This is a genomic window from Bacillus sp. JJ634 (genome assembly GCF_036962285.1).
Classification (GTDB): Bacteria; Bacillota; Bacilli; order Bacillales; family DSM-1321; genus Peribacillus; species Peribacillus asahii_A.
Genome location: NZ_JBALMU010000020.1, coordinates 1 through 22,423 on the forward strand (window position 1 = coordinate 1; position 22,423 = coordinate 22,423).

21 protein-coding genes are annotated in these 22,423 nt (G+C 38.6%); 9 read left to right on the top strand and 12 right to left on the bottom strand.

Translation table 11 applies throughout. The features are described 5' to 3' along the window. Positions 1–324 (bottom strand): YisL family protein (locus V7068_RS03690; RefSeq protein ID WP_499711121.1); only part of this gene is annotated, 324 nt, incomplete at its 3' end. A 115-nt stretch (positions 325–439) separates the two neighbouring features. Then, the gene (locus tag V7068_RS03695; RefSeq protein ID WP_499711123.1) at positions 440–1,642 is read right to left on the bottom strand and encodes a DUF418 domain-containing protein; all 1,203 of its coding nucleotides are present in this window, start codon (positions 1,640–1,642) and stop codon (positions 440–442) included. 147 nt (positions 1,643–1,789) lie between these two features. Here V7068_RS03695 and V7068_RS03700 point away from each other — a divergent pair, with 147 nt between their 5' ends. The 6 genes from V7068_RS03700 (at position 1,790) to V7068_RS03725 (ending at position 3,817) form a co-directional block, all read left to right on the top strand. Next, positions 1,790–2,011: a spore germination protein gene (locus tag V7068_RS03700; RefSeq protein WP_499711124.1), complete on the top strand. Its 222-nt coding sequence runs from the start codon at positions 1,790–1,792 to the stop codon at positions 2,009–2,011. A gap of 75 nt (positions 2,012–2,086) precedes the next feature. Continuing rightward, the gene (locus tag V7068_RS03705) at positions 2,087–2,275 is read left to right on the top strand and encodes a spore germination protein GerPB (RefSeq protein WP_499711125.1); all 189 of its coding nucleotides are present in this window, start codon (positions 2,087–2,089) and stop codon (positions 2,273–2,275) included. Positions 2,276–2,379: 104 nt separating this feature from the next. Then, a complete protein-coding gene (gene gerPC / locus V7068_RS03710) occupies positions 2,380–2,994 on the top strand; it encodes a spore germination protein GerPC (RefSeq protein WP_499711126.1) in 615 nt (204 codons plus the stop codon). Then, a complete protein-coding gene (locus V7068_RS03715; RefSeq protein WP_499711128.1) occupies positions 2,984–3,160 on the top strand; it encodes a spore germination protein GerPD in 177 nt (58 codons plus the stop codon). Before gerPC ends, V7068_RS03715 begins: the two co-directional genes overlap by 11 nt. A gap of 5 nt (positions 3,161–3,165) precedes the next feature. Then, positions 3,166–3,573, top strand: a complete 408-nt coding sequence (locus V7068_RS03720; protein ID WP_499711129.1) for a spore germination protein GerPE — start codon at positions 3,166–3,168, stop codon at positions 3,571–3,573. Between the two features lie 25 nt (positions 3,574–3,598). After that, complete coding sequence (locus V7068_RS03725) at positions 3,599–3,817, top strand: spore germination protein (protein WP_499711131.1); 219 nt, start codon at positions 3,599–3,601, stop codon at positions 3,815–3,817. 76 nt (positions 3,818–3,893) lie between these two features. Here V7068_RS03725 and V7068_RS03730 read toward each other — a convergent pair whose 3' ends face one another. The 4 genes from V7068_RS03730 to V7068_RS03745 all read right to left on the bottom strand — a co-directional run bounded on the left by V7068_RS03730 (position 3,894) and on the right by V7068_RS03745 (position 12,849). Beyond that, positions 3,894–4,574: an MOSC domain-containing protein gene (locus tag V7068_RS03730; RefSeq protein WP_499711133.1), complete on the bottom strand. Its 681-nt coding sequence runs from the start codon at positions 4,572–4,574 to the stop codon at positions 3,894–3,896. A gap of 157 nt (positions 4,575–4,731) precedes the next feature. After that, positions 4,732–8,490 carry a helicase-exonuclease AddAB subunit AddA gene (addA, locus tag V7068_RS03735; RefSeq protein ID WP_499711136.1) on the bottom strand — a complete coding sequence of 1,253 codons (3,759 nt, stop codon included), beginning with the start codon at positions 8,488–8,490 and terminating at the stop codon, positions 4,732–4,734. Beyond that, positions 8,487–11,978, bottom strand: coding sequence for a helicase-exonuclease AddAB subunit AddB (gene addB / locus V7068_RS03740; protein WP_499711138.1), 3,492 nt, complete (start codon positions 11,976–11,978; stop codon positions 8,487–8,489). Before addB ends, addA begins: the two co-directional genes overlap by 4 nt. Before the next feature lie 256 nt (positions 11,979–12,234). Then, the gene (locus V7068_RS03745) at positions 12,235–12,849 is read right to left on the bottom strand and encodes a TVP38/TMEM64 family protein (RefSeq protein WP_499711141.1); all 615 of its coding nucleotides are present in this window, start codon (positions 12,847–12,849) and stop codon (positions 12,235–12,237) included. Positions 12,850–13,097: 248 nt separating this feature from the next. Here V7068_RS03745 and V7068_RS03750 point away from each other — a divergent pair, with 248 nt between their 5' ends. After that, positions 13,098–13,496, top strand: a complete 399-nt coding sequence (locus tag V7068_RS03750) for a YhjD family protein (RefSeq protein WP_499711143.1) — start codon at positions 13,098–13,100, stop codon at positions 13,494–13,496. Here V7068_RS03750 and V7068_RS03755 read toward each other — a convergent pair. Next, positions 13,479–14,051 (bottom strand): competence protein ComK, encoded by a 573-nt coding sequence (locus V7068_RS03755; RefSeq protein WP_499711145.1) that lies wholly within the window; start codon positions 14,049–14,051, stop codon positions 13,479–13,481. The two genes, V7068_RS03750 and V7068_RS03755, sit on opposite strands and share 18 nt — an antisense overlap. Before the next feature lie 303 nt (positions 14,052–14,354). On the opposite strand from V7068_RS03755, the gene V7068_RS03760 reads away from it, so the two are divergent. Then, on the top strand, positions 14,355–14,591 hold the full coding sequence (locus tag V7068_RS03760) for an IDEAL domain-containing protein (RefSeq protein WP_499711147.1): 237 nt from the start codon (positions 14,355–14,357) through the stop codon (positions 14,589–14,591). 166 nt (positions 14,592–14,757) lie between these two features. Here V7068_RS03760 and V7068_RS03765 read toward each other — a convergent pair whose 3' ends face one another. The 4 genes from V7068_RS03765 to V7068_RS03780 all read right to left on the bottom strand — a co-directional run bounded on the left by V7068_RS03765 (position 14,758) and on the right by V7068_RS03780 (position 19,584). After that, complete coding sequence (locus V7068_RS03765; protein ID WP_499711149.1) at positions 14,758–15,567, bottom strand: YitT family protein; 810 nt, start codon at positions 15,565–15,567, stop codon at positions 14,758–14,760. Positions 15,568–15,746: 179 nt separating this feature from the next. Continuing rightward, positions 15,747–17,009: a M48 family metallopeptidase gene (locus tag V7068_RS03770; RefSeq protein ID WP_499711150.1), complete on the bottom strand. Its 1,263-nt coding sequence runs from the start codon at positions 17,007–17,009 to the stop codon at positions 15,747–15,749. Between the two features lie 329 nt (positions 17,010–17,338). Next, the gene (locus V7068_RS03775; protein ID WP_499711151.1) at positions 17,339–17,866 is read right to left on the bottom strand and encodes an HD domain-containing protein; all 528 of its coding nucleotides are present in this window, start codon (positions 17,864–17,866) and stop codon (positions 17,339–17,341) included. A 170-nt stretch (positions 17,867–18,036) separates the two neighbouring features. After that, the gene (locus V7068_RS03780; protein WP_499711152.1) at positions 18,037–19,584 is read right to left on the bottom strand and encodes a fatty acid--CoA ligase family protein; all 1,548 of its coding nucleotides are present in this window, start codon (positions 19,582–19,584) and stop codon (positions 18,037–18,039) included. Between the two features lie 322 nt (positions 19,585–19,906). On the opposite strand from V7068_RS03780, the gene V7068_RS03785 reads away from it, so the two are divergent. Continuing rightward, positions 19,907–21,118, top strand: a complete 1,212-nt coding sequence (locus V7068_RS03785; RefSeq protein WP_499711153.1) for a CynX/NimT family MFS transporter — start codon at positions 19,907–19,909, stop codon at positions 21,116–21,118. Between the two features lie 260 nt (positions 21,119–21,378). On the opposite strand, the gene V7068_RS03790 is transcribed toward V7068_RS03785, so the two are convergent. Further along, positions 21,379–22,158, bottom strand: a complete 780-nt coding sequence (locus tag V7068_RS03790; protein ID WP_499711154.1) for an SDR family NAD(P)-dependent oxidoreductase — start codon at positions 22,156–22,158, stop codon at positions 21,379–21,381. Between the last annotated feature and the right edge of the window lie 265 nt (positions 22,159–22,423).

Here is a 22,423-nt window from a genome sequence, read left to right on the forward strand (position 1 = left end):
AGAGAAACCTAAATATAGTACAAAGAGTAAACTTAATATAAATAATGTCCACATAACTCCTGTACTTTTTCTTTTAGCCGTACGTACTAACACCATTTCCATAAACGCAATGACTAATAGGCCGACAATCATTTTCGTTGCATATACGCCGAAATCAGAGATCAGCATACCGCCTGAAAGGAAAATAAGAATGTAAAACAAGCGGGTAATCATATGCATCATTTTCGCTTTAGGATTTCCACTTTTCAACATCGAATACGTTACGAAAAAGAGGATAAGACCAATCACCCAAGTTGTGATGTGTAAATGCGTTGTATCCATCATAAGTTTAATGCCCCCTAGTACAAATTCTCCTACATCATATCACAGACAAGAGTTAAAAAACAAAATTAAGCATTCTGTCCTTATTTCCCCTTTGCATGAAGAAATAAGCATGTACCTATCCCTTTTCGCTCTGCCTTTTCATTGCAGATCGTTTGCCATACGTAAACCATCTCCATACATATTCCATCGGCCCAAAGCGATAGTGTTTCAGCCAAATATAGCTTGCTAACCATTGCATCCCATAAATAACAAAGATTAGAATAAAGCTTGTTGTATACGAAACTTGCCCATATAAACCGAAGCCATAGGAGTAAAATAGTAAGGTGCACACAATCGATTGAAACAAATAATTGCTCATGGACATTTTCCCAATATAGGAGAATGGGTGTAATAATCGACGTACGCTGTCCTTTTGCACAAGCAAGGTAATACCTGTTATATAAGCAAAAGTAAGCAGCGGACCACCTAGTTCATCTTGAATCAGAGTCGTTCCGGTATGATAGATCGTTACATACGGAAGCCATTTAATAACTAAACCGACAATGAAGCAGACAATCGCGATAACGACAAGCTTTCGTTTATGAAGAGACGGCTCATGCAGCCAACGCAGCTTAGCAAAACCCGCTCCAAGTAAAAAGAAAGGAAAAATGAAAAAGAGATACATAACGAGTCCTACTATATTATTCACATAATACCAATCTTGCATTCTTTGCTTCGTAACCTCAATAAATGAACCATGTTGATAAACGTCCTGCGACTGTTCTACTAACTCATAATTGGCTGTCGCTTCTGTTGCTAATTCTTCCGAAAAAAACAAGCTCGTAAACACCATAAGCAAGCTTAGAATCATGACTGGAATCATATACAGCAGGGAGCCGACAATTAATAATGTCTTGCCTTTCAATTTATAAAACAATAAAAATACAAATCCTAGTACCGCATATGTAATCAAAATATCGCCATGCCAAATAAAAAAAGCATGGATACAACCGATAAAGAGCAAGAAAAGCATTCTACGACTAAAAAGAACGGGAAATAACATCCCCTTTTCCGCACTTCGTTCATAAAGAATAATAGCCCCAAACCCAAACAAAAAAGCAAACAATGGATAAAAACTAGTTTGAGCAAAAATATCACTAAACATATACAGCAAGCGGTCAGACCCTGTCGTCCAAACATCATAGCCATCGATATATAAAATGGGCATATGAAAAGACGACATATTGACTAAAAAGATTCCTAGAATAGCTATTCCTCTTAAAATATCAACATGAACAAGACGCTTTTTCTCCTCAATCGGGTTTATCGCTTCCTTCACGCTCTCACTCCTTTTATTAGTATGATAGGACAGACCTATTTGCATAAGTATCCTACTCACATTAATCGTTCACATACATACTATAGCATCGGGTAGTCTTCTGCCTAGTGATCTAACATTTAATAAATAAATAAAAGGATGGATGATATGCCTGCAATCGTCGGAGTCATTCAAGTGATTAGTGTGTCCAGCAGCGGCGTTGTTCATATTGGCGATGTTTTTAAAATTTCTCCTTATTCTACTGCAAAAACATATGCAGGTGCAGGTTCGTTTAACACCGGACAGTCGATTTCTCTTCGTAACCAATATAGCGCAACGAATATAAACGATCCTGATCTAATTGATGAACCTGTTGCATTTAACGTCTAAACTGAAGGCTATGTGCTATAGAAATCCGTTTATCCACGAGATTGTTTAACATAGCCTATCGGAAAGGAGCTTACAATGATTTTTCATATTCAACAAACGATTCAAATTAATATGATTAAAATCGGAGGAATAAATAACTCTTCGGTCTTTCAAATCGGAAGTGCAGGCATCATTAAACCGTACTCCACATTAGCAAATACAGGCGGCTTTACGGAAGAAGCACCACAGTTACAAACGAATGAGGTTAGTTTAGTCCCGCTGTGACAACGATTATCTTTAGATTTCTTCTAGGTATTCACCTACTTCAAACTTTTGCATATAGTATCAGTGAATGAAAATCTTCGGCGAAAGTTTGAGGTGATTAACTCTTGAACAATGATTTGTACACCTATTCTAAACAAATGCAGTGTTACCTAGAAGCTCAAGAAAAACGGATTCAGCAACTTGAACAAGAGATCAAACGCCTAACCGAAGAAGTATCTATTCTAAAAGAGCGGCCACCAGTTCATATAGATCGAATTGAATATAAATTCGACCAACTAAAAGTTGAATCTCTTGATGGCACATTAAATATAGGGCTGAACCCTAGTGACTTAAATAATATCGATGAATTCGCGGTAAATAATCAACCTGTCTCACCGACATCCTTTCCATTTCCGAACAGAGAGCAAATTGTCAAAGAAATGACGGCCGAATTGATGTCACATTTAGATGGGATGATTCAAGAAACAGAAGCTCAAGCTGGTATTACACTGGATGCTTCGTATCATGATTTCATCAAACATGATGTGGAACGCCAGCTCGAACAACGAATTCATATGTACTTTGACCAGAGCCCCCCAACCGAACGATCGCCGCATCAATTTGAGCAATTAAAAGAAAAAGTGTTTGAACAGGTGAAGTCAGACATTCAAGTAGCCCTTATGAATTTTATTACACATTCAAAAGGACAGACAGGAGGAAATCATACTAATGGAGTTTAATGTAGTGAATCATCAGTTATGTGTAGATCATATTAACATCAATGGGGTAGCAAGCGCTTCGCTTTTTCTTATTGGGGATGTCCAAACGGTTCAGCTCGCTTCAGCCTTTGATACCCCGCCTGAATCCCTTATTATCCAACCATTATCTCTAGTTCCAAAATCATAATCGATATGTTTCAAAGAACTTCTAAAGCCAAATCAGTGGAGTCTAATTCTATTGCTTTTAGTTCCACTCTACAAATTGGTGATTGCTCTTATATCGACGGGACACTCCACGCACTTGCTATTCAGCGAAGAAGCGAGATTCTCTATGAACGTGACGATCAATTTAGTGATTACGAAATTTTTTCGCGCCCATTGGCTCTCCCACTCATCACCGAGCCTATTCAAATGCGATTTAATCACCTTTGTCCATTTATTGAAACAGGTCATATTTATATAAATGCTATTTCCACCAGCTCTGTCGCTGGTCTTGGAAACGTGGGACATATACGAATGAAATCAAAAATTCATCATACTCGGCAACTAACCGACAACGGAAAGTCCACTCAGCCGGATTCAACAAAGAAAGAAGAATAAAAACTAGAAAAAAGGGATGTTTATTATGCCTGCGATTACAGGTCCTATTCAAATTTCTCATATGGGTTCAGGAACTCTGCAATTTGGAGACTCTGCAGTAATTTCTCCAAAATCGGCCTCTAAAACAATAAACGGCTCTGGTGCCTCTAATACTGGAGCCGTCATTGCCACAGTTAGCGCGATTAACGGAACCAACGTTCTCGATGTTAACGGTGTTGACCAACCAATTGCCGGAAATAATTAAAAGATTTCTAACTAAACGGCATTACTGCTATGTAAACACGCTCGGTTATTTATTAACCAAGCGTGTTTACAATGCTTTAATGAGTTTCTTCCGGCTGTGTTTTCGGATCCGTTTCCATCTTTGCTAGACGTTTCATAAAAGTCTCTCTCCAACTATCAGAAAGTGCCTCAACCGCTAAAATTTGTTGGATCGCTTCTTTATTGCTTTTATCATGGTGCATAATGTTATTAGCAAACTGAATCGATATTTGATTACCATCTTTCTCGATTAATTCAACTTCGGAATTTGGTTGAATCCATCCTTCTTGTAACACTCTAAAATAATAACCTGTGTAACCCGTATTTTGAACTTGTAGAGCTAAATCAGGCACCCCGTGTTTTTTCGCAATTTTAAAACAAGGCTGTCTAGGTTGACTCACCTGAACGACGGCCTCTCCTACTTGATAAATATCTCCTATATGTATATCGGGCTCTACCATCCCTTGCAGCGTAAGATTTTCTCCAAACGCACTACTTCCCAGGTCCTTGTTGATTGCTTGTTCCCAATAAGCATAGTGCTCGTACGGATAAGCACAAACAGCTTTATCTTCTCCGCCGTGATTCACTAAATCAGCCTGTCCATCTCCTTCAAAATTGAGCTTCCCAAGAAAAACTGGTTCAAGGCTTGGCGTTTTAAATATGCCTGTTGTTAATGCTTTCCCGTTATATTCTACCGTTATTGGCTCCCCAATATTGATGGCCACGATTTTCATAGACATTCAAATTCCTCCTTAATCTAACTCTCAGGTAAAAGCACAAAGCAATTGAAGCACTCTCCTTCAATTGCTTTGTTTATGTCTTGCTTAACAAACTATAGGCCGTTCATTGATGAAAGGTTCTTTTTATTTTATCAGAACGTCTTCAGCTTCAGAACACTCATCCTTCCATCTCTAATAAATGTGCACCATCAAAGAAAAATAAATAACACTTTGTTACTTTTTTATGCAAAATTCCTTCGACTGCTCTTTTATATAATTGAAGCTGTGTTCGATAGCGTTCGGCAAGAATGTCTTTAGCTCCTTCAAATCCATTTGAAAAACGGCCAGTAATCGCATCCGTTTTATAATCTAACAGCACAAGCCCTTGTTCATCTTCAAATAAACAATCAATGACACCTTGGACGAGTACCTCTTCTTCTCCTTCATCCCAATCAGGATACGCAATATGAGCAGGTAACGACATCATAAAAGGAACTTCTCGACGTACAGTAGCCGCCTTTTTCAATCGCTGACCAATTTCCGTTTGAAAGAACTGAATAATAATGTGTGAATCGACCGCCACTCGCTGTTCTTCGGTTAACAGCTCACGCTGAATTAAATCGGTCAATAATTGTTCAATATAGTCGACGGTTATGTCAGCTGTTACATCGAGATGCTGCATGACTAAATGAACAATCGTTCCTTTTTCAGCTGGTGTTAATGACTTTTCTTGCATAAAGGCCGGCCGCTTTGTAATAGGTCGACTAAACGACTCAATCAGCTCTGTCGCACTATGATCATCAGCTAATTCAAACCTGCGTTTCAATTCCGAAACAGATTGCTTAGAGCGATGAGTGGCTGCATTTATTTGCGGATAGCTCCAATGTAGATTGTCCTCAATCAAACTCGTATATTCCGAAGTACTATCTACTTTCTTAGATTGCTTCACTTGTTCTAGCCATGAATCTTCCGCTAGCTCCTCTTCGTCTACTCCCATCAGTTCTTCACTTCGAACGATGGAAATCATCCATTGGGACGCATGGAAAGTAATCTCTTCATTCAAACGATTAGGAACATGATCCTCCATTAATCTTTGACCATCTTGATGGCGAATGAGAGCTGGTCCAATCCAATCGAGATAGCTTTTCGCCCCTGCGCGAGTATAATCCTTTAAAAGCCAGTCAGCATGAGAGGCGTTGCTCCACCAACTGTTCAAGCTCTTCTCTGCATTATTGACGCTTGCAATTAAATACAGCTTCTCCTTTGCCCTTGTTAAAGCCACATACAAGACGCGCATTTCCTCGGCAATCAGCTCTAATTGTTTTTTCTTCTTGAAAGCAAGCTGCGGTAACGATGGATACGTAATTCGAAGCTCTGGATTCACATATTTCGCTGCAAACCCGAACTCCTTATCCAACAAGTAGGATTTGCGTAAATCCATCATATTAAATTGCTTCGAAAGACCAGCAATAAACACAACAGGGAACTCTAAACCTTTTGAAGAATGAATCGTCATCAGTCGAACGACATCCTCTTGTTCTCCAAGTGCCCTCGCAGCTCCTAAGTCATCACCGCGTTCTTGCATTCTTTCAATAAAACGTAAAAAGCGGAATAAACCACGGAATGAACTGGACTCATATTGTCTAGCGCGATCATAAAAGGCTCTCAAATTGGCTTGACGCTGCTTACCACCTGGCATGCCCCCAACAAAATCATAAAATCTCGTTTCGCGATACAAAAGCCAAACTAAATCTGACAATGATTCTTGCTTGGCAAGCTTTCTCCACTTCACAAGCTTCTGATAAAAGGCCGCCACTTGTTCATATAAGCCTGTCTGTTCATTCACATCACCTTGACGATAAAAAGCAGCTAGTGCTTCGTAATAACTTCCTGAGTGGAACGTACGGATTTTGGCCATTTGCTCTTCATCTAGTCCAACAATCGGTGAACGCAGTACAGAAGCGAGCGGAATATCTTGCTGCGGATTATCAATCACTTTTAATAACGAAAGCATAATCGCTACTTCTGTCGCCTCAAAATAGCCCGTCGATAAATTCGCATAAACCGGAATTCCCTGCTTCTTAAATTCCTCCATAATTTGCGGGGCCCATGGCATAGAGCGCAGCAAAATAACAATATCTCGATATTGTATCGTACGATGCTGCTTTGTCTTCGGATCATAGATTGGTTGTTTTTCATGGATAGCTTGTTTAATCAACTTTGCCATCATACGTGCTTCTAATTGCGCCTTTTCTAACTCTTCCGATTCGAATTCAGCTGTTGACTCAGAAGAATCTGATAAACTCTCGTCCTCACTTGGCGCACCATCTACGACATATAACTCAATAGGAAACGATTGACCCTCAGGATATGGTGCTCCTTTTTTCAATTGTGCGTCTTCATCATACTCAATCTCTCCGACCCTGATTCCCATCAACTGTTGAAATAAAAAGTTTGTCCCATCTAATACTTCTGTACGGCTGCGGAAATTCTGATTTAAATCAATCCGTAGTCCCGACTCTTGACCATCATGAGTAAAACGAGTGTATTTGCCGAGAAATAAATTTGGTTCGGCTAACCGGAAACGATAGATCGACTGTTTTACATCGCCCACCATGAACATATTTCCGCTGTGCTCACCGTCCGCTGTCACTAACGATAAAATCGATTCTTGAACGAGATTGACATCTTGGTACTCATCGACAAGCACTTCTTTAAATTGCTTACGATAGGCTAACGCAACGTCTGACGGTTTTCTTTCACCATGTTCAAGCTCTTTCGTTAAAATCTCTAAACAAAAATGCTCTAAATCGGAGAAATCCACCAGATTTTTTTCCGTTTTCGCTGCAAAAAAACGAGCATCAAACTGCTTAACCAGTAACACTAATGTTTCGACATAGCTCTTCAGTTCTCGTATATCACGAAGATAACTTTCCGGTTTTCGAACAAACAATTCTTCTTGTAATGTTTTCACGATTTTTTTCGCTTTATCACGATGCTTCGTCGCTTCATCGACAAGTTCTTTTATAAAGTCCGCTCCTGAACAGCGCTTAGCCGTTGTAAAAGAAACGTTTTGAATCGCCTCATGCAATGTATGCCACGATGTTTCATTCGCCTGAGATAACGCTGCAATCATTTCTAAATCCGCTCGATAATTTTCCACGCGCGGTGCCGGCCCTCCTGGCACCTTTGTTAAATCTAACGCTCTTTCCAATAAATCTTTGGCCTTATCCAATTGTAACGCGATATCAAATCGTAACGCATGGATAAATGGTAAATCTTCAATTGTCGCATCATCTGAAAGATTATACATCTCAGCCGCTTCATCTAACCATTGACTTGGATTCGGATGCGAACGGGAGAAATCATGTAAAGAGCGGACAATTTGTTGCAAATCCGCATCGCTTCGATCGCTCGTAAACGCATCGACTAATCTAAAAAATTCCTCATTATCACTGCGGCCATAATGCTCTTCAAATAGCTCTTCCATCACTTCATCCCGCAGCAATTCTATCTCTGTAGAATCGGCAATCCGGAACCCTGGGTCAATATCAATTTCGTAATAATATTGACGAATCACTTCTAAACAAAAGGAATGTAGTGTAGAAATAGACGCTCGATTAATTAAGCTTAGCTGTTTACGAAGGTGCTGTGAACTAGGATTTTGAGCAATGGCTTGTTCAAGCGCCTCACTAATACGATGACGCATTTCAGCAGCGGAAGCATTCGTAAATGTCACGACTAGTAATTCATCCACATCCATTGGATCGTCTTCAGAGAGGATTTTTTGAATAATCCGATTGACTAGTACAGCTGTTTTCCCGGACCCAGCCGCAGCCGCGACTAATATGTCCTGATCTTTCGCCCAGATCGCCTTCCATTGATCATCTGTCCACGTCACATCCAATGGCTTTTCAGGAATGATTGTTTTACTCACACCTCTACCCCCTCTCTCAGCAACGCTAAGACATCTTTTTGCTTCTTATCTGTTAACGTTCGGTATTCATTGTCTTCTAATGATGAATCAAACTGACAAACCGTTTTAAATGAACAATATTTACATGGTGTACGGTCTTTCAATTTATAAGGAGCGATTCCGACATCTCCGTTTACCATTTTATTGCCCGCATTTTCATAAATGTGACGAACATGCTTTTGCAGGAGAGAAAATTCATCACGACTTGCAATTTTGGACGTAGCGGACACCGTTCCATCCTTTTTAAGGCTAGCTGGAATGATATGAGATTTACTAGATGCTCCTACTTCAAGGGATTGGTCCATTAGTTGAATCACATTGGTATCTCCTAAAATAAGACCTTTCATTTTAAAGCTTTTAAACATTTCTTCTTCTATTTGATCAAGACTTAACATTCCTTTAGATTTAATGACCGGATTATGCATATGGAAATACAGAACCCCGGCAGGAAGCGCTTCTGTTCCAATTAGAGAACGAGAATGCGTGACAACGATATCAAGGTAAGTTAACATTTGCAACGCTAAACCGTAATACACTTCCGTTAAGCTCAAATCTTTCTCACTAGACTTATAATCCAATACACGTAAGAAAATGCCGTTACTCTCTTCGGCTTTATCGACGCGGTCAATTCGACCAATCAATTCCATCTGTGTCCCGTTCTGTAATGAAAATGAAAGGGGCGGCAACGTTTCATTTTTCCCAAATCCTAGCTCTAAACCAATTGGAGCAAAGCCGCTTAATTTCGCTTGTTCACTTAACACAATTGAAGCTCGGCCAATAACCTGTTCTAATTTTCGTTTTAAATAATGATGACGATTAGAACTAAGCAAAATTTGATTTTGCAATTTAGGAGCGAGCGTCTCCACAGCTTTTCTCGCTAGCGTTAAGCATTGATCTTTCGTCAATGCTGCCCATGAAATAGCATGTTCATATAGATAATCAGAAATGATCTTCAACGCTCCATGGAACATTTCCCCAATATCAGGCGCATCCAGTCTAAAAACTTGCCGCTCACGCAGCTTTAATCCATGTGCCGCAAAATGAGAAAATGGGCAGCTATTAAACATCTCCATTCGAGAAACACTCGTCATAATACTTTCGCCATATAATTGTTTCGTTGTTTCTGACGATAGCTTCTTAGCTTGATTTTCATAGAAGATACTCGATAGCACACGCGATGTCTCGTTTTTCATATATTCGTCATCCATCAATGCATTATAAACATCCCACCATAGCGGGTGCATCGGATAATTCCGTTTCTTAAGCTGTAATTGCGATGTTAGATGAGATAAAGCAACTTCCATATTCACAATAAAATCAGCTTGCTCAGTTGGAGTTCCATCAAAAGGATCGTTGCTGTACAAGTTAGCATGAATATGAGGAATAACATCAGAAATACGCTTTATATAAGAAGACGGTAATAACGCTTTCCCTTCCTCATCGGCTAACGGATAAGATACGTAAAGCAAATGAGAAGGGGTACTAAAAGCCTTATACGCAATAAACTCCTCATCCAATAACCGAATCTTTGAGCTTGGCGCCACTTCCAGACCGTTTGCAAGCAGCGTCTCTCTGTCTTGATCTGAAAAAATTCCTTCAGCAGGTGCCTTCCCTGGTAACACTCCATCATTTAATCCAATAATAAAGGCTGCTTTTACATCATCCAAACGAGATAAATCTAAGTTGGCGATAATCACTTGATCCATCGCCTGCGGAACTAATGAAAAATTCAATGAATCAAGCCCTGCTTCAATAATGAGGGCAAATGCTTTTAATGACATCTGCTCTTCACTTAACAGCTCTACAAATTGATCGAGTAAATCGATGACCGCATTCCATGCTTGTTCATGTTCTCGTGCTGCGACTAAATCGCCAGCTTCTTCAGCTGCTTGTCTTAATTTTTCTAATTGCTCTGCGGCACGGATATCTTCTAAATATAAATAAAGCGCTTCGGATAATTCTTTTGCAGTTTCCGCTCGATTTATCCGGCGTGATAACGTTAGAATCGGTGCGGTAAACCATTGCTTCAGCTCATTTAGTTCTTCTTCTATTTGCCTTTCTTTATCCGTCTGAGATCGTTCTTCAAGCTCTAAGCCACGAAAACGACGATAGGTCCATCTCTCTTTTGATGTCCATCTCTCCCCTTTAATCCCTCGGGATAACACATAATTCTCCAGACGATCGACCTGTTCACGCATCAAGTCGCTATTCTTCTCTAATGGAAAAAGCAATTCCGTCTTAATCGCCTGAAATACCGGTTCATAACGCCAGTTGCTTGTCAAAATGTCTAATGTCGAACGAATGAGTTCAATAAGAGGGTGGTGTAACATCTTGCGTTTAGAATCTATAAAAAGCGGAATCTCATAGTCTCGAAAAACGGTTTGAATAATATCTCGATAAGCCTCGCCATTTCGCATTAAAACGGCGATATCTCTAAAGCGGTACTCCTCATCCCGAACGAGCTTCACAATGGTTCTCGCAACCCCCTCCACTTCGGCACGTCGATTGACCGCCTGCGATACCATTACGTTCGCTGGACGCTCATATGGACGAACAGGCCGCACTGCAAAATGCTGCTCTAAATGTTTCAATGCAGGATTTTCACTAAAGCGACCAACTTCTGTGAAGACCTTATCTTCTTCAATCGGCACGCCTAATCGAAGCGCTGTTTGATAAATCTCATAATACGTTGTCCCTGTTTGTCTAAACAGTTCTAGAGGATCCGGCGGCAGCGATGGATAAGGTCGATCCAACGTTAAAGCGACCGTAACAGAGCAACCTCTTTTCATCATTTCTTCAAGAATAAGCAGCTCTTGTTGAGTCAAACTATAAAAGCCATCGACATAAATTTGTGCATTCGCGATATAAGAAGAATCTGCTAGTTTTTCAATCAATAGCGTAAAGTAATCCTCGGATTGAAGATATTTGCCTATCAATTTCTCTTCAAACGATTGATAAATTAATTCTAAATCATGTAATTTATCTTGAATGACACCGCTTGTTGCGGCTGACTGTTCTAAAAAACTTTGCAATTGTTCCGGCTGTATACAACAGCGCTTAAACTCAACGAGCATCTGCTCCATTTGCGTAACAAACCCTTGCTTGTCTGCAGAGCGTCGAAATACCTTCAGCTCTTCTTGCTTTTCCTCCATAATTTTACGAATAAGCATATTCACCCCTACGCTATCCAAGTGAATACGGCTCATTCCTCCTGTTTCTTGAAGGACGCGCCAAGCAAGTCGACTAAAGCTGAACACCTGAGCCCGAATCATTCCTTCAAGTCCTGGTGTCTTAATTAATTTATATTCAGACAAAAATGTCATCTGATCGGGAACAAGATAAATAATAGGGTTCCCTTCTGGATGATGAGCTAAGGTACTTCGGATTTCGTCTAACATAAAAGACGTCTTCCCTGTCCCGGATCTCCCCAATAAAAAACGAAGCGTCACCTGCTGTCCCTCCTTTTTCTACAAAAATTTCAATGTACTATCTATGATAACAGAAAAACCGATTTGCTTATGTCGATTTCATTTTCCATTTTTTCTACTTGTATTATAGTGTATCCATACCCTAAAACACAATCATACGTTCGCCTTTTAAAACTGGTTTGGTTATATAACGCCGTTGATGTTATCAACAATATTGTTTAACAACGCAAAAAATAAGTCGTTCGGTTTTCTGTATATCTAACCGAACGACTCTTTTCTAATATCCTCTTTCTCGTTTCATATTTTTATCTAAATGACGCTCGATCCTTTTCCCAACATACCAAAGAATAAAAATAATAATCAATACAATCACGGTTCGAACCGGTTGATGAATCAGAGAGGGAATGTCATACCCAATGAAACTAATTGTAAAAATCATAACCATCTTTCCCGTTATAACCGCTAAAGCATATTGCCATAAGCTTACTTTCGAAAGGCCCGCAACAATATTTACGACCGCTGAAGGTGTAAAAGGAAAACAAAGCATTAAAAACAATGGACTAAATCCATGATTTTCAACCCAGTTCATAAGTTTTTGAACTTGCTTATGTTGTTGCAAAAAATGAAAAAACCTTGTTTGTCCAAATTTCCGAACAACTAAAAAAACAAGAAAAGCACCTGTGACCGCTCCAAGCCAAGAAAATAAAAATCCCCACCACAGCCCAAAGGCCGTTGCATTGGCCATGACAAAAATAAACAAAGGTAAAAAAGGTAAAAAAGCTTCTAACAATGGCAATACAATTCCCGCAATGGGTCCTAACGATTGATATTGCTGCATAATGTCTAATATGTTTTCAAGCGTCAGCCATTCCCGTAATGCTTCAAAATCCATAACAATCTCCCTCATATCAAGTTACGTAGCCATTCTCTATGTACTCTCATTATTTCACATATATAACACTCTTCTTAAAAGGCAAATATCGCTCCTTTTTCTTTATCATAACATTCCTTTTTTTCAGATTCCATAATCTATGTATGCAATCTGGGAAGAGGCCTTGCATAATAAAATTTCATCATTTAAAATAGAACAAACGTTCCAAAAATAACCAACTATTATATAGAGAGAAAGGAGATTGAACAATGGCTCGTATGACAAAACAGGCTCAAACAATGATTGAACAAGCCATTTATTTGCCAATGGTACTAAAGATTCTAAAGAGGGATTTACAAATCATCGAAACAAGCGAGTTGAAGTTAAAAAGACCTTATCAGGATCTCATAAAAGACGTTTTCAAAAAAGTAGAACGAGACTTAGCAGCTGTTCTTACCTATTTACAGCATGAGGAGATTACAGTTAACGAAGTAGAGCGAGATGAAACATTTACGATGTACTGCTTCACCTATAAAGGGCAGGAAGAACGCCATAATTATTTCAATCCCCGCCTAAAAAAACAAACAGAAAACTTACTGACGTATTACTTCTTTCAAAAAAGCCCTTATTCTATTAGCCCATCCACTGACTCAAATCCGGCGCAATAAAGTATACTTGGATGGTACTTCGGCAGTTTGTGCCCATTCAAACTGGTTAGCTAAATCTTGCAGCATTCTTTGTATTTCCTCTAGTCGTGGAAGGAGCTTCGTTTTCAAAAAGGCTGTTCGATGCAGTTGCGTCTTAAATGAGCTGATTGACATATTAACAACTATACTTTGTTTATTACGAAGAACAACTGTAGTTTGTTTGGAGTCTAGGCGAGTAGATGACAGAATATGATCATGTGCCAACCAAATACATTGAGGACGTAAAGGAGAGGCAGTTGGAAAGAAGAAAAGCGAGCCAGAAGGATCAATCGTAATCGGAGCTTTATGTGTAAAACCTGTTATTTTCTTTGTTCCTGACCTCCTGCCTTCATAACTCACCCCCAAATATTCACAACTTTTCTTAATAATATCCGTTGGCTTAAGGGGACAAATAAATTCACCTTCTAATTCAATAATTCGCGAATATACTTTACTTCCATCTTGAACAGGCAACAGAGCAAGCGTATAAGGCGTCACTGTATATTCTGCCCTTAAATTGTTTTGATTGTGTTCCATATCGTTTCCCCCTTCTTAATGAATAAATCCAAAACTTGCCCTAATCATACCACATATATAGGTATAAAGTATTAACTTCACAAAATATTCAAAAAAATTAACTACTACTATGGAATACTCCACCTATCGACACAATTCCATAACTATATATATTCAACTTGTTAAACCGACATAAGAATGTTCATTTACATGCACTGTTGATTTATACACATACGTTAAAATTAATTTAGTTTTTTACAAAATCATACTACTTTTATCGCATAAGCACTCATATATTAATAAAAAGGGCAGGGGTGATTTCCAATGAAAAATGACAAATCCTATTCAGAATTGGTAAAGGCTCACTCGACGAAAAAAGCCAAGAAAAATGAAACGATGCAGGAAATACTCATTGAGATGATTATTCGTGAATCCATCCTTAAGAGGAAGCGAAACAAGCTGGCTCGGCAAATTGACAATGCCCTTGACAATAAAGACAAACCGTTATTTTTACAATTAAGCGCTGAAATGAAACAATTAATGAAACTATTTGGCAATTAAAAAAATCGAACCAATCGTTCAGATTACGAATCTGTCTAACAATTATTTATCCGATGGAACTAGACAGCAAAACAAGTTGAACATGTTATCTTTTGACAAAGCCTCCCATTATTTTGGGAGGCTTTACTTATGACAGATTAACCCTGTCGAAGAGAAGCATTTCCTTTCACCCTCGATGGAAAAATCCAATTACTTCTGTTGTTTGTGTAATATTAACAAACGCATCTGCATCCACTTTATTCAGGATTGCCTTCACCTCTGCTAATTGATAACGTGTAATAACAGTCATTAATATTTTTTGTTTGTTGCCAGAATAAGCGCCTTCCCCATCCATGATTGTAATTCCCCGGTATAAATTAGCTAATAGCTGTGCCTTCACTTCATCGCCTTTTTTCGTCACAATCAGTAACGTTAATTTAATATGACTCGTATGAATCGTATCAATAACCTTACCAGCAGCATAAATCCCTACTAATGTGAGCAAAGCAGAATTCCAGTCAAAAATAAAACCAGAAACCACCACTACAACCGCATTCATCACGGAAAGTAACGTTCCAAGCGGGAAATCCCGTTTTTTTGTAAGTAACATGGCCAAAATATCAAAACCGCCAGAAGAACCCGATGCTCTGAAAATAATGGCAACTCCAAGGCCTGATATCACGCCGCCAAATAAACAAGATAGAAACTGGTCTGTTGAAATCGCTTCAACAGGAATCACGTATAAGCTAACGGATAATACAACAACCGATAGAATAGTGTAGCAAATAAATTGTTTTCCTAATTTTAAAACGCCAATAATTAATAAAGGTAAATTTAATAAAAAATTCAAAATTCCTGTGTTAATAGGTGTGACGATTCCCAACATCATAGCAATTCCGCCTAAGCCGCTGCTCAATATTTGATGAGGAATTAAAAATAAATTAAATGCCAAGGCTACAATGACTGAACCTATAATAATCGATACTATATTACGCATACTCCTTCTCCTTTATTTCTTTCTAACAATCAAGTTCTTTCCTTACTGTTAATCTGCGGTAAAAGTTGTATTCATTATAGTCAATAATCATATGCTGCCAAAAATAAAAGTTTTTTCTAAACATTTACACTTTTTAGACATTAAAGCAAAAAAAAGCCAGCCGCGTTAGCAGCCGACTCTTATTCATCCTTATCATACTTCTCAATAGTAGAAATTCGCTCAAGCATAGAAGGATGTGTATAACGAAGCCATTTAATCAGTAAAGGCGGATGGACTTGACTAAGTCCTGTACGTGTCAAGTCTTGAAAAGCATGAATAGCCGCTTCTTGATCTCCAGTCATTTCAATCGCATAGCGGTCCGCTCTTGTTTCCTGATAACGTGACACATAATTCGAAAGAGGATTAGAAGCGAATAGTAAGACACCAGTTAGTAATAGAAATAATGGCAACGAGCTAATATTGTCAACAGAAGAAATCTTTAATAGTTTCCCCCAGCGCTCCACAATGTAATTCATCAGTCGTGAAATGAGCCAAAGCCCCACAAACGTTAGAGCTAAATAGCCTGCAATTCCAATATAAATATGCTTCTCAACATAATGAGCCATTTCATGCGCCATAATAAATAAAATTTCATCTTCCTGTAATTTGTTTAACGTCGTATCCCACAGAACAATTCTTGAATTCGCCCCAACGCCTGTCACATAAGCATTTAAAGCGTTCGTTTCCTCTGACTTATTCACTTCATACACATGCTCTGCCGGAATATTCGCTCGATCAGCGAGCATTAAAATCTTTTCCTCTAATTGTTTATTTTTTAATGGATAAAAGTCATTATAAAGCGGATCAATCAAAACAGGTTGTACAAACATAAGCAAAAAAGAAAACGGAACCGAGAGAAGCCATGCGTATAACCACCATTTTTTTGAGCTTTTTTTCATTAACCAATATAATACGGAGATAATGAGAAACATGAGAGCAAAGTTAACCCAAAATCCAATAATCTCATCCTTCATCCAGGCACTAAAGGATTGAGTATTAATATTATACGCTCGACTAAATGTATAGCTAATATATTGTATAGGGAATACAGCGACATAAGTAAGCAACGATAACCAAAATAAATAAATCCCCGTTTGAGCAGCTCTCCATTTAGACATCGACGCCGACCATCTCTCAAATACCCTTGATACTCCACACAGCAAAATGAAAAAATAAATCAGCCATTCAAATGGAGTATTAGCTAGAAAGATAAAGTTGCGAATGTTGGAATATTCCTCACTTAACACAAGCTCTCTTGCGTTTAAAAAGGTTTGCGGGTCTGCAGCCGTACCTTTTAAAACTTGTGGAATCGATGTATCCGCAAACCAAAAAATGTAGCCATACATACAAGCCACATAGACTAAATAAATGATAACAGCATAGCCTGCCCATTTTCTAGCCATCATACTTCCCCCTTAGTTGAAAACTACCTCTAACTGCCTTCTAGCTAGACGCCCAGTTGCCCCTTATACTTTCCACGTGAAAAACAATATATTTACTATATTGTAAGCAAAATTAGACAAGTTAGAACCTTTAACCTCTCAAGCGGATGGATAAACATTCTATTCAGTTTATCATCATGTTTCGTAAATGGATGTAACAGGACCATTAACCCTGGAAGATTCGCCGCATTCATTTTTTGGATAAGACCCTCACACGAACAGGATCTAAAAACCAACAGCGTCATATAATAAAGCCTGTACATAAAAAAATAAGCTACCACCCTATTCGCCTAGGATGATAACTTATTGTTTACTTCTTTATCAATCAATTGGTCTAAGCGGATAATCATATCTTTTGCTCGAAGTGAATCGATTGTACGATAATGATGTTTGCCGCCTTCTTCTTCGTCTTTCTCATCAGCCCATTTTACAATCTGTTGTAATGGGGTGCGCATAATATCATTGGAAGGTAAAAATGAATCGGTGTGAAATAAAATAGCAAGGGAAATCGTTTTTGCTTTAATAGGATTTTCACCAAGTCGAATAAGAAGCTTGTGCGCTCTTTCGGCTCCTTTAATCGGGTGAATATCATTTTGACGATATAGGTCATAATCCCAATTTCCATTACGGTACCAAGTAAAGTGACCCATATCATGAAGAAACCCAGCTTTCGCAGCGATGTCCGGATCCACATTATGCTCCTTTGCTAAATGGAAAGCGTGGTAGGCAACAGCAATAGCATGCGCCATTCCAGAACGGTTCAAATACTTTTGTGTAATAGGATGTTCGTATAGTTGCAATAAAGTAACCTCTCTCATCTAATCTCCCTCCTACTACTAAATTTTTACTATCTTATCGCGGATTATCCAAGAAATCAAGTCCCTAATTTTTTACATTATTTTATGATTTCACACATAAAAGTGTTTGTACAAAAGAGACTATAGCGAAGAAAATCGCGATAATCTCTAAAGGAAAGGCAGCTATATGATTATTGTGTCATTTTAGCCTTTAATGCACGCCGTAAAATCTTGCCTGTTGTATTTTTGGGAAGCTCCTCTATAAATGTAATACAAGCTGGAACTTTGTATTTCGCTAAGTGTTTCGTACAGTAAGCTTTTAATTCTTCCTCTGTTAAAGCTGGATCTTTTTTCACTACAAAACAATGAACTACTTCACCTTGATTAGAATCAGGTACGCCAATGGCAGCCGCTTCTATAACATCCGAGTGAGCGAATAGCACTTCCTCTACTTCACGCGGATACACATTATATCCCCCAACAATAATGAGTTCTTTCTTACGATTGACAATATAAAAATAGCCGTCCTCATCCATGCGCGCTAAATCACCGGTATATAGCCATCCATCTTTCAATACAGCGTTTGATTCCTCTGGCATTTTATAATAGCCTTTCATCACATTTGGACCGCGGACAATCAATTCCCCGACTTGACCAACCGGTACTTCTTCTCCAAGTGCATTAACGACTTTGTTTTCAACATTCAGAATCGATGTGCCAATAGAGCCTGGTTTAGCCGGGCGATCTAATGGGTTAAAGCATGTTACTGGCGACGCCTCAGATAACCCATATCCTTCTGAAACCGTAACATGAAACTTCCGTTCGAATGATGTTAAAAGAGCCACCGGCATAGGAGAGCCACCTGAAATCCAACGTTTAACAGACTGTACATGAGCGGCCGTCCCTTCCGGATACTGATACAAGAAATTATACATAGTTGGTACACCGGCAAAGACGGTTGCTTCATATTCCTGACTTAGTCTAAAAATTTCCTTCGGACTAAACTGCGGTACAATCAACAGCGTTCCTCCACTTATCAGCGGTGCATTTAAAGTGACGGTTAAACTAAAAACATGAAACATCGGCAGCGTTGTAATGACACGGTCGTTGGCACCTATTTTTAAATATTCTGCAACATCTCGCGCATTGGAATAAAGGTTCCGATGTGTCAGCATCGCTCCTTTCGGCTTTCCTGTCGTTCCTGACGTATACAAGATAAGAGCTGTCTCCTCTTCATCTGGCACAGGGGCCTGAAATTGAAAATCCCCAGCAGCAATAACCTCTGCAAACGATTTCATTTTTGAATAAATAGAAGCTAAACGGTTACTTAACTCTTTATTACTTGGCTCTGTTTCACAAATAATATATTGCTCAACAGTTGTTAGGAGCGGATCGATTTTCTCTAGCATCGGAATAAGAAGATCGAGGGCAATGACTGCCTTCACATCCCCATTATTGACAATGTAACTAATTTCATCTGGAGTATAAATTGGATTGATTGGAATAACTGTTGCACCTGCTCGCAATGCACCGTACATCCCAATAATAAAATGTGGAGAATTCCCTAAAAGCATAGCAACATGATCACCCTTTGAAACACCTAGCTTATGTAAACCATCTGCGAATTTGGTCACCGCAGCATCTAATTCACCGTACGAAGTAGATTGGTCTAAAAAATAATAAGCAGGTTTTTGTGCATTTTCTATGGCGGTTTTATGAAGCTGTTCAGATAAATTCATTCTTCTCCCTCCATTTAGACACAATGAATGAACAATCATTCACTAAATCTGTAAATTAATTACAATTTTATTATAATAAATGAAATACATTCCAGCAATGTTTTTTATACAAAAAAACTCAAATGAATTTTATCACTAAAGTTAAGTTTGCTTTACATACTAGTATTATTGGCCAGATCTCACAGGCCTTCTGCTTACCTGCGTTTCTTTTTTTTCTAAATTCGAGCAAGCGATGAAGCAGATGCGAAATTCATTTTATCTCTACCTTAAATTACTGTAATATATTGTATGAAGTTTGTTCATCTAGGAGGAGATTATTTTAATGGAATTACAAAAGGTACAAGAGGAACACGCTAATACGAATTCCTTTTATACATTCTTGCTCATTGCGGGTATTGTACTAGTAGCATTTAATTTGCGGCCAGCTATTACGTCGTTAGGACCATTAGTTGGAATGATTCAAGAAGATATTGGGCTAGCACATTGGAGTGCAGGTTTATTAATGAGCTTGCCATTAGTTGTTTTTGCGGTGATGTCACCCATCGTTCCCAAAATAGCTGCCCGTTTAACCAATGAAAGGACCTTACTATTAGGTTTGCTTTTTCTTTTAATCGGTATATGTATTCGATTCATCCCGATGGCGTTTTTTCTTTTTATCGGAACTCTATTTGTCGGTATGGGTATTGCCATTGGAAATGTTCTTTTGCCAGTGGTTGTAAAGGATAAATTTCCAACAAAATTCGGTCTAATGACAAGTGTTTATTCCACTTCAATGGGATTGATTGCATCGTTAGCATCAGGGGTGAGTGTTCCTTTAGCCACTGGGTTGAATTTAAGATGGCAAGGAGCCTTACTCGTATGGGGGATACCAGCATTGGTCGCTATCCTGATTTGGTTTTTTCTGCTCAAGTTTAATCGTAAAAATCATGAAGTAGTGAGGAATGTCCGTTCTAACTCTAATCGAATTTGGCGTTCGCCGCTTGCCTGGCAAATAGCTATTTTTATGGGATTTCAGTCCTTTTTATTTTATGTAACAGTCGCTTGGTTACCTGAAATATTACATAGTCATGGAATAAGTATAGAGACAGCCGGCTGGTTACTTTCGTTTACTCAACTAATGGGATTGCCTGCTAGTTTCTTCGTCCCTGTTCTGGCAGCACGTTTCCGTTCTCAAGTATGGCTTGCCTTCATATTAGGTATGTTCCCGATTGTTGGTTATGGAGGATTACTGCTAGGTTCATCATATCCCGTTTTAATAGTGAGTATTATGTTAATTGGGATTGCATTAGGTGGGTGCTTCCCACTGGCTCTAAGCTATATAGGGCTTCGTGCTCGGAATACAAGTCAGGCTGCAGAGTTATCTGCAATGGTACAATCAACAGGTTACATACTTGCGGCTGTAGGTCCTATGTTTATTGGATATTTGTATGACATGACTCATATGTGGACTGTCCCACTCACCACTCTAGTCATTATCTCTATAGTAGTTATGATATTTGCTATGTCTGCTGGACGAAATCAGTATGTACAATAGTTTTTATTTACAGTGAATAATTTGCATACGTATTCAAATTAAATGAAAAAATAAATAACTGAATCTCACATTTCGTACTCCCTTAGAAATTTCAATTTCAATGTATTTTAATCTCTTGGTATCTATGAATCTCTTCCATTTAGATGGATTATCCAATGTCTATCATTCATTGAAAGTCCTGTTATATCAAGACTTAAAAACACATTAGAAATTTTTCTTTAGAGTCCGAAATGTGAGGTAATACCAACACCATTAATTGTTTAATACATAACTACTCCAGAACTCACATTTACATCTTCTCCAGTGATTCCAATTGCCGCGTCGGTCGATAAAAATACGGCCGTCTTGGCAATTTCTTCTGGTTTGACAAAACGTTTTAATGGAGATGAACTTTTTAATTCACGTTCCACTTCCTCTTTATCAAGTCCTCTTACTTTTCCTTGGTTTGAAATAACACTATCAATTCGATCACCCTCGACAAATCCAGGACAAATCGCGTTAACCGTAATGTTATGTTCACCTAGTTCGGCTGCTAGTGTTCTTGTTAAACCTATGACTCCCATTTTAGCTGCACAATATCCTACTCGATATGGAAGAGCTCGCTTTCCTGAAACAGAAGATAGATTAATGATACGGCCTGATTGGTTTTCCATCATGTTTGGAACGACAGCTTTAATGCATAGGAATGTACTTGTTAAATTGTCATCTAGAACGGCTCGAAAATCTTCAACTGCCAAATCTTTAACAGAAGTAGTTGGACCTGCAGTTCCAGCATTGTTCACCAGTACATCAATTTTGCCGAACACCTCAATTGTTTTTTCTGCCATATGTTTTACCTGTTCTTCGTTAGTCACATCAGCAATGACACTAATAACATTTGGATTTTCCTCTTTTAATTCTACTTCTACCTTTTCTAAAGCCTCTTTCGACCTGCCTACTAAAACAAGATTTGCTCCTTCCTTTGAAAAGGAATGAGCAATAACCTTTCCAATCCCTCTGCTTGCACCCGTAACGATAACTACTTTATTTTTTACTGACATATAATCCTCTCTTTCTCACTAGTTCTCGCCGAATTCTACTTGGAATCTAGAGTTTGTTTGAAATTTACTAATGACATTAACGTTCGGTCACGCCATATTCTTCGTTGTTCTAACTCATCGTGATTTAATAGTGACCTTCTTTGAGATTCAATCTTTTTCTATGTAACAAACATATTTAATGACTTTGAATACGTATCCAAAACAAGACATAGTTTCTACTTTTATTAAACCTTTCCTTTTTGAATGCATATGTACACATACGTGA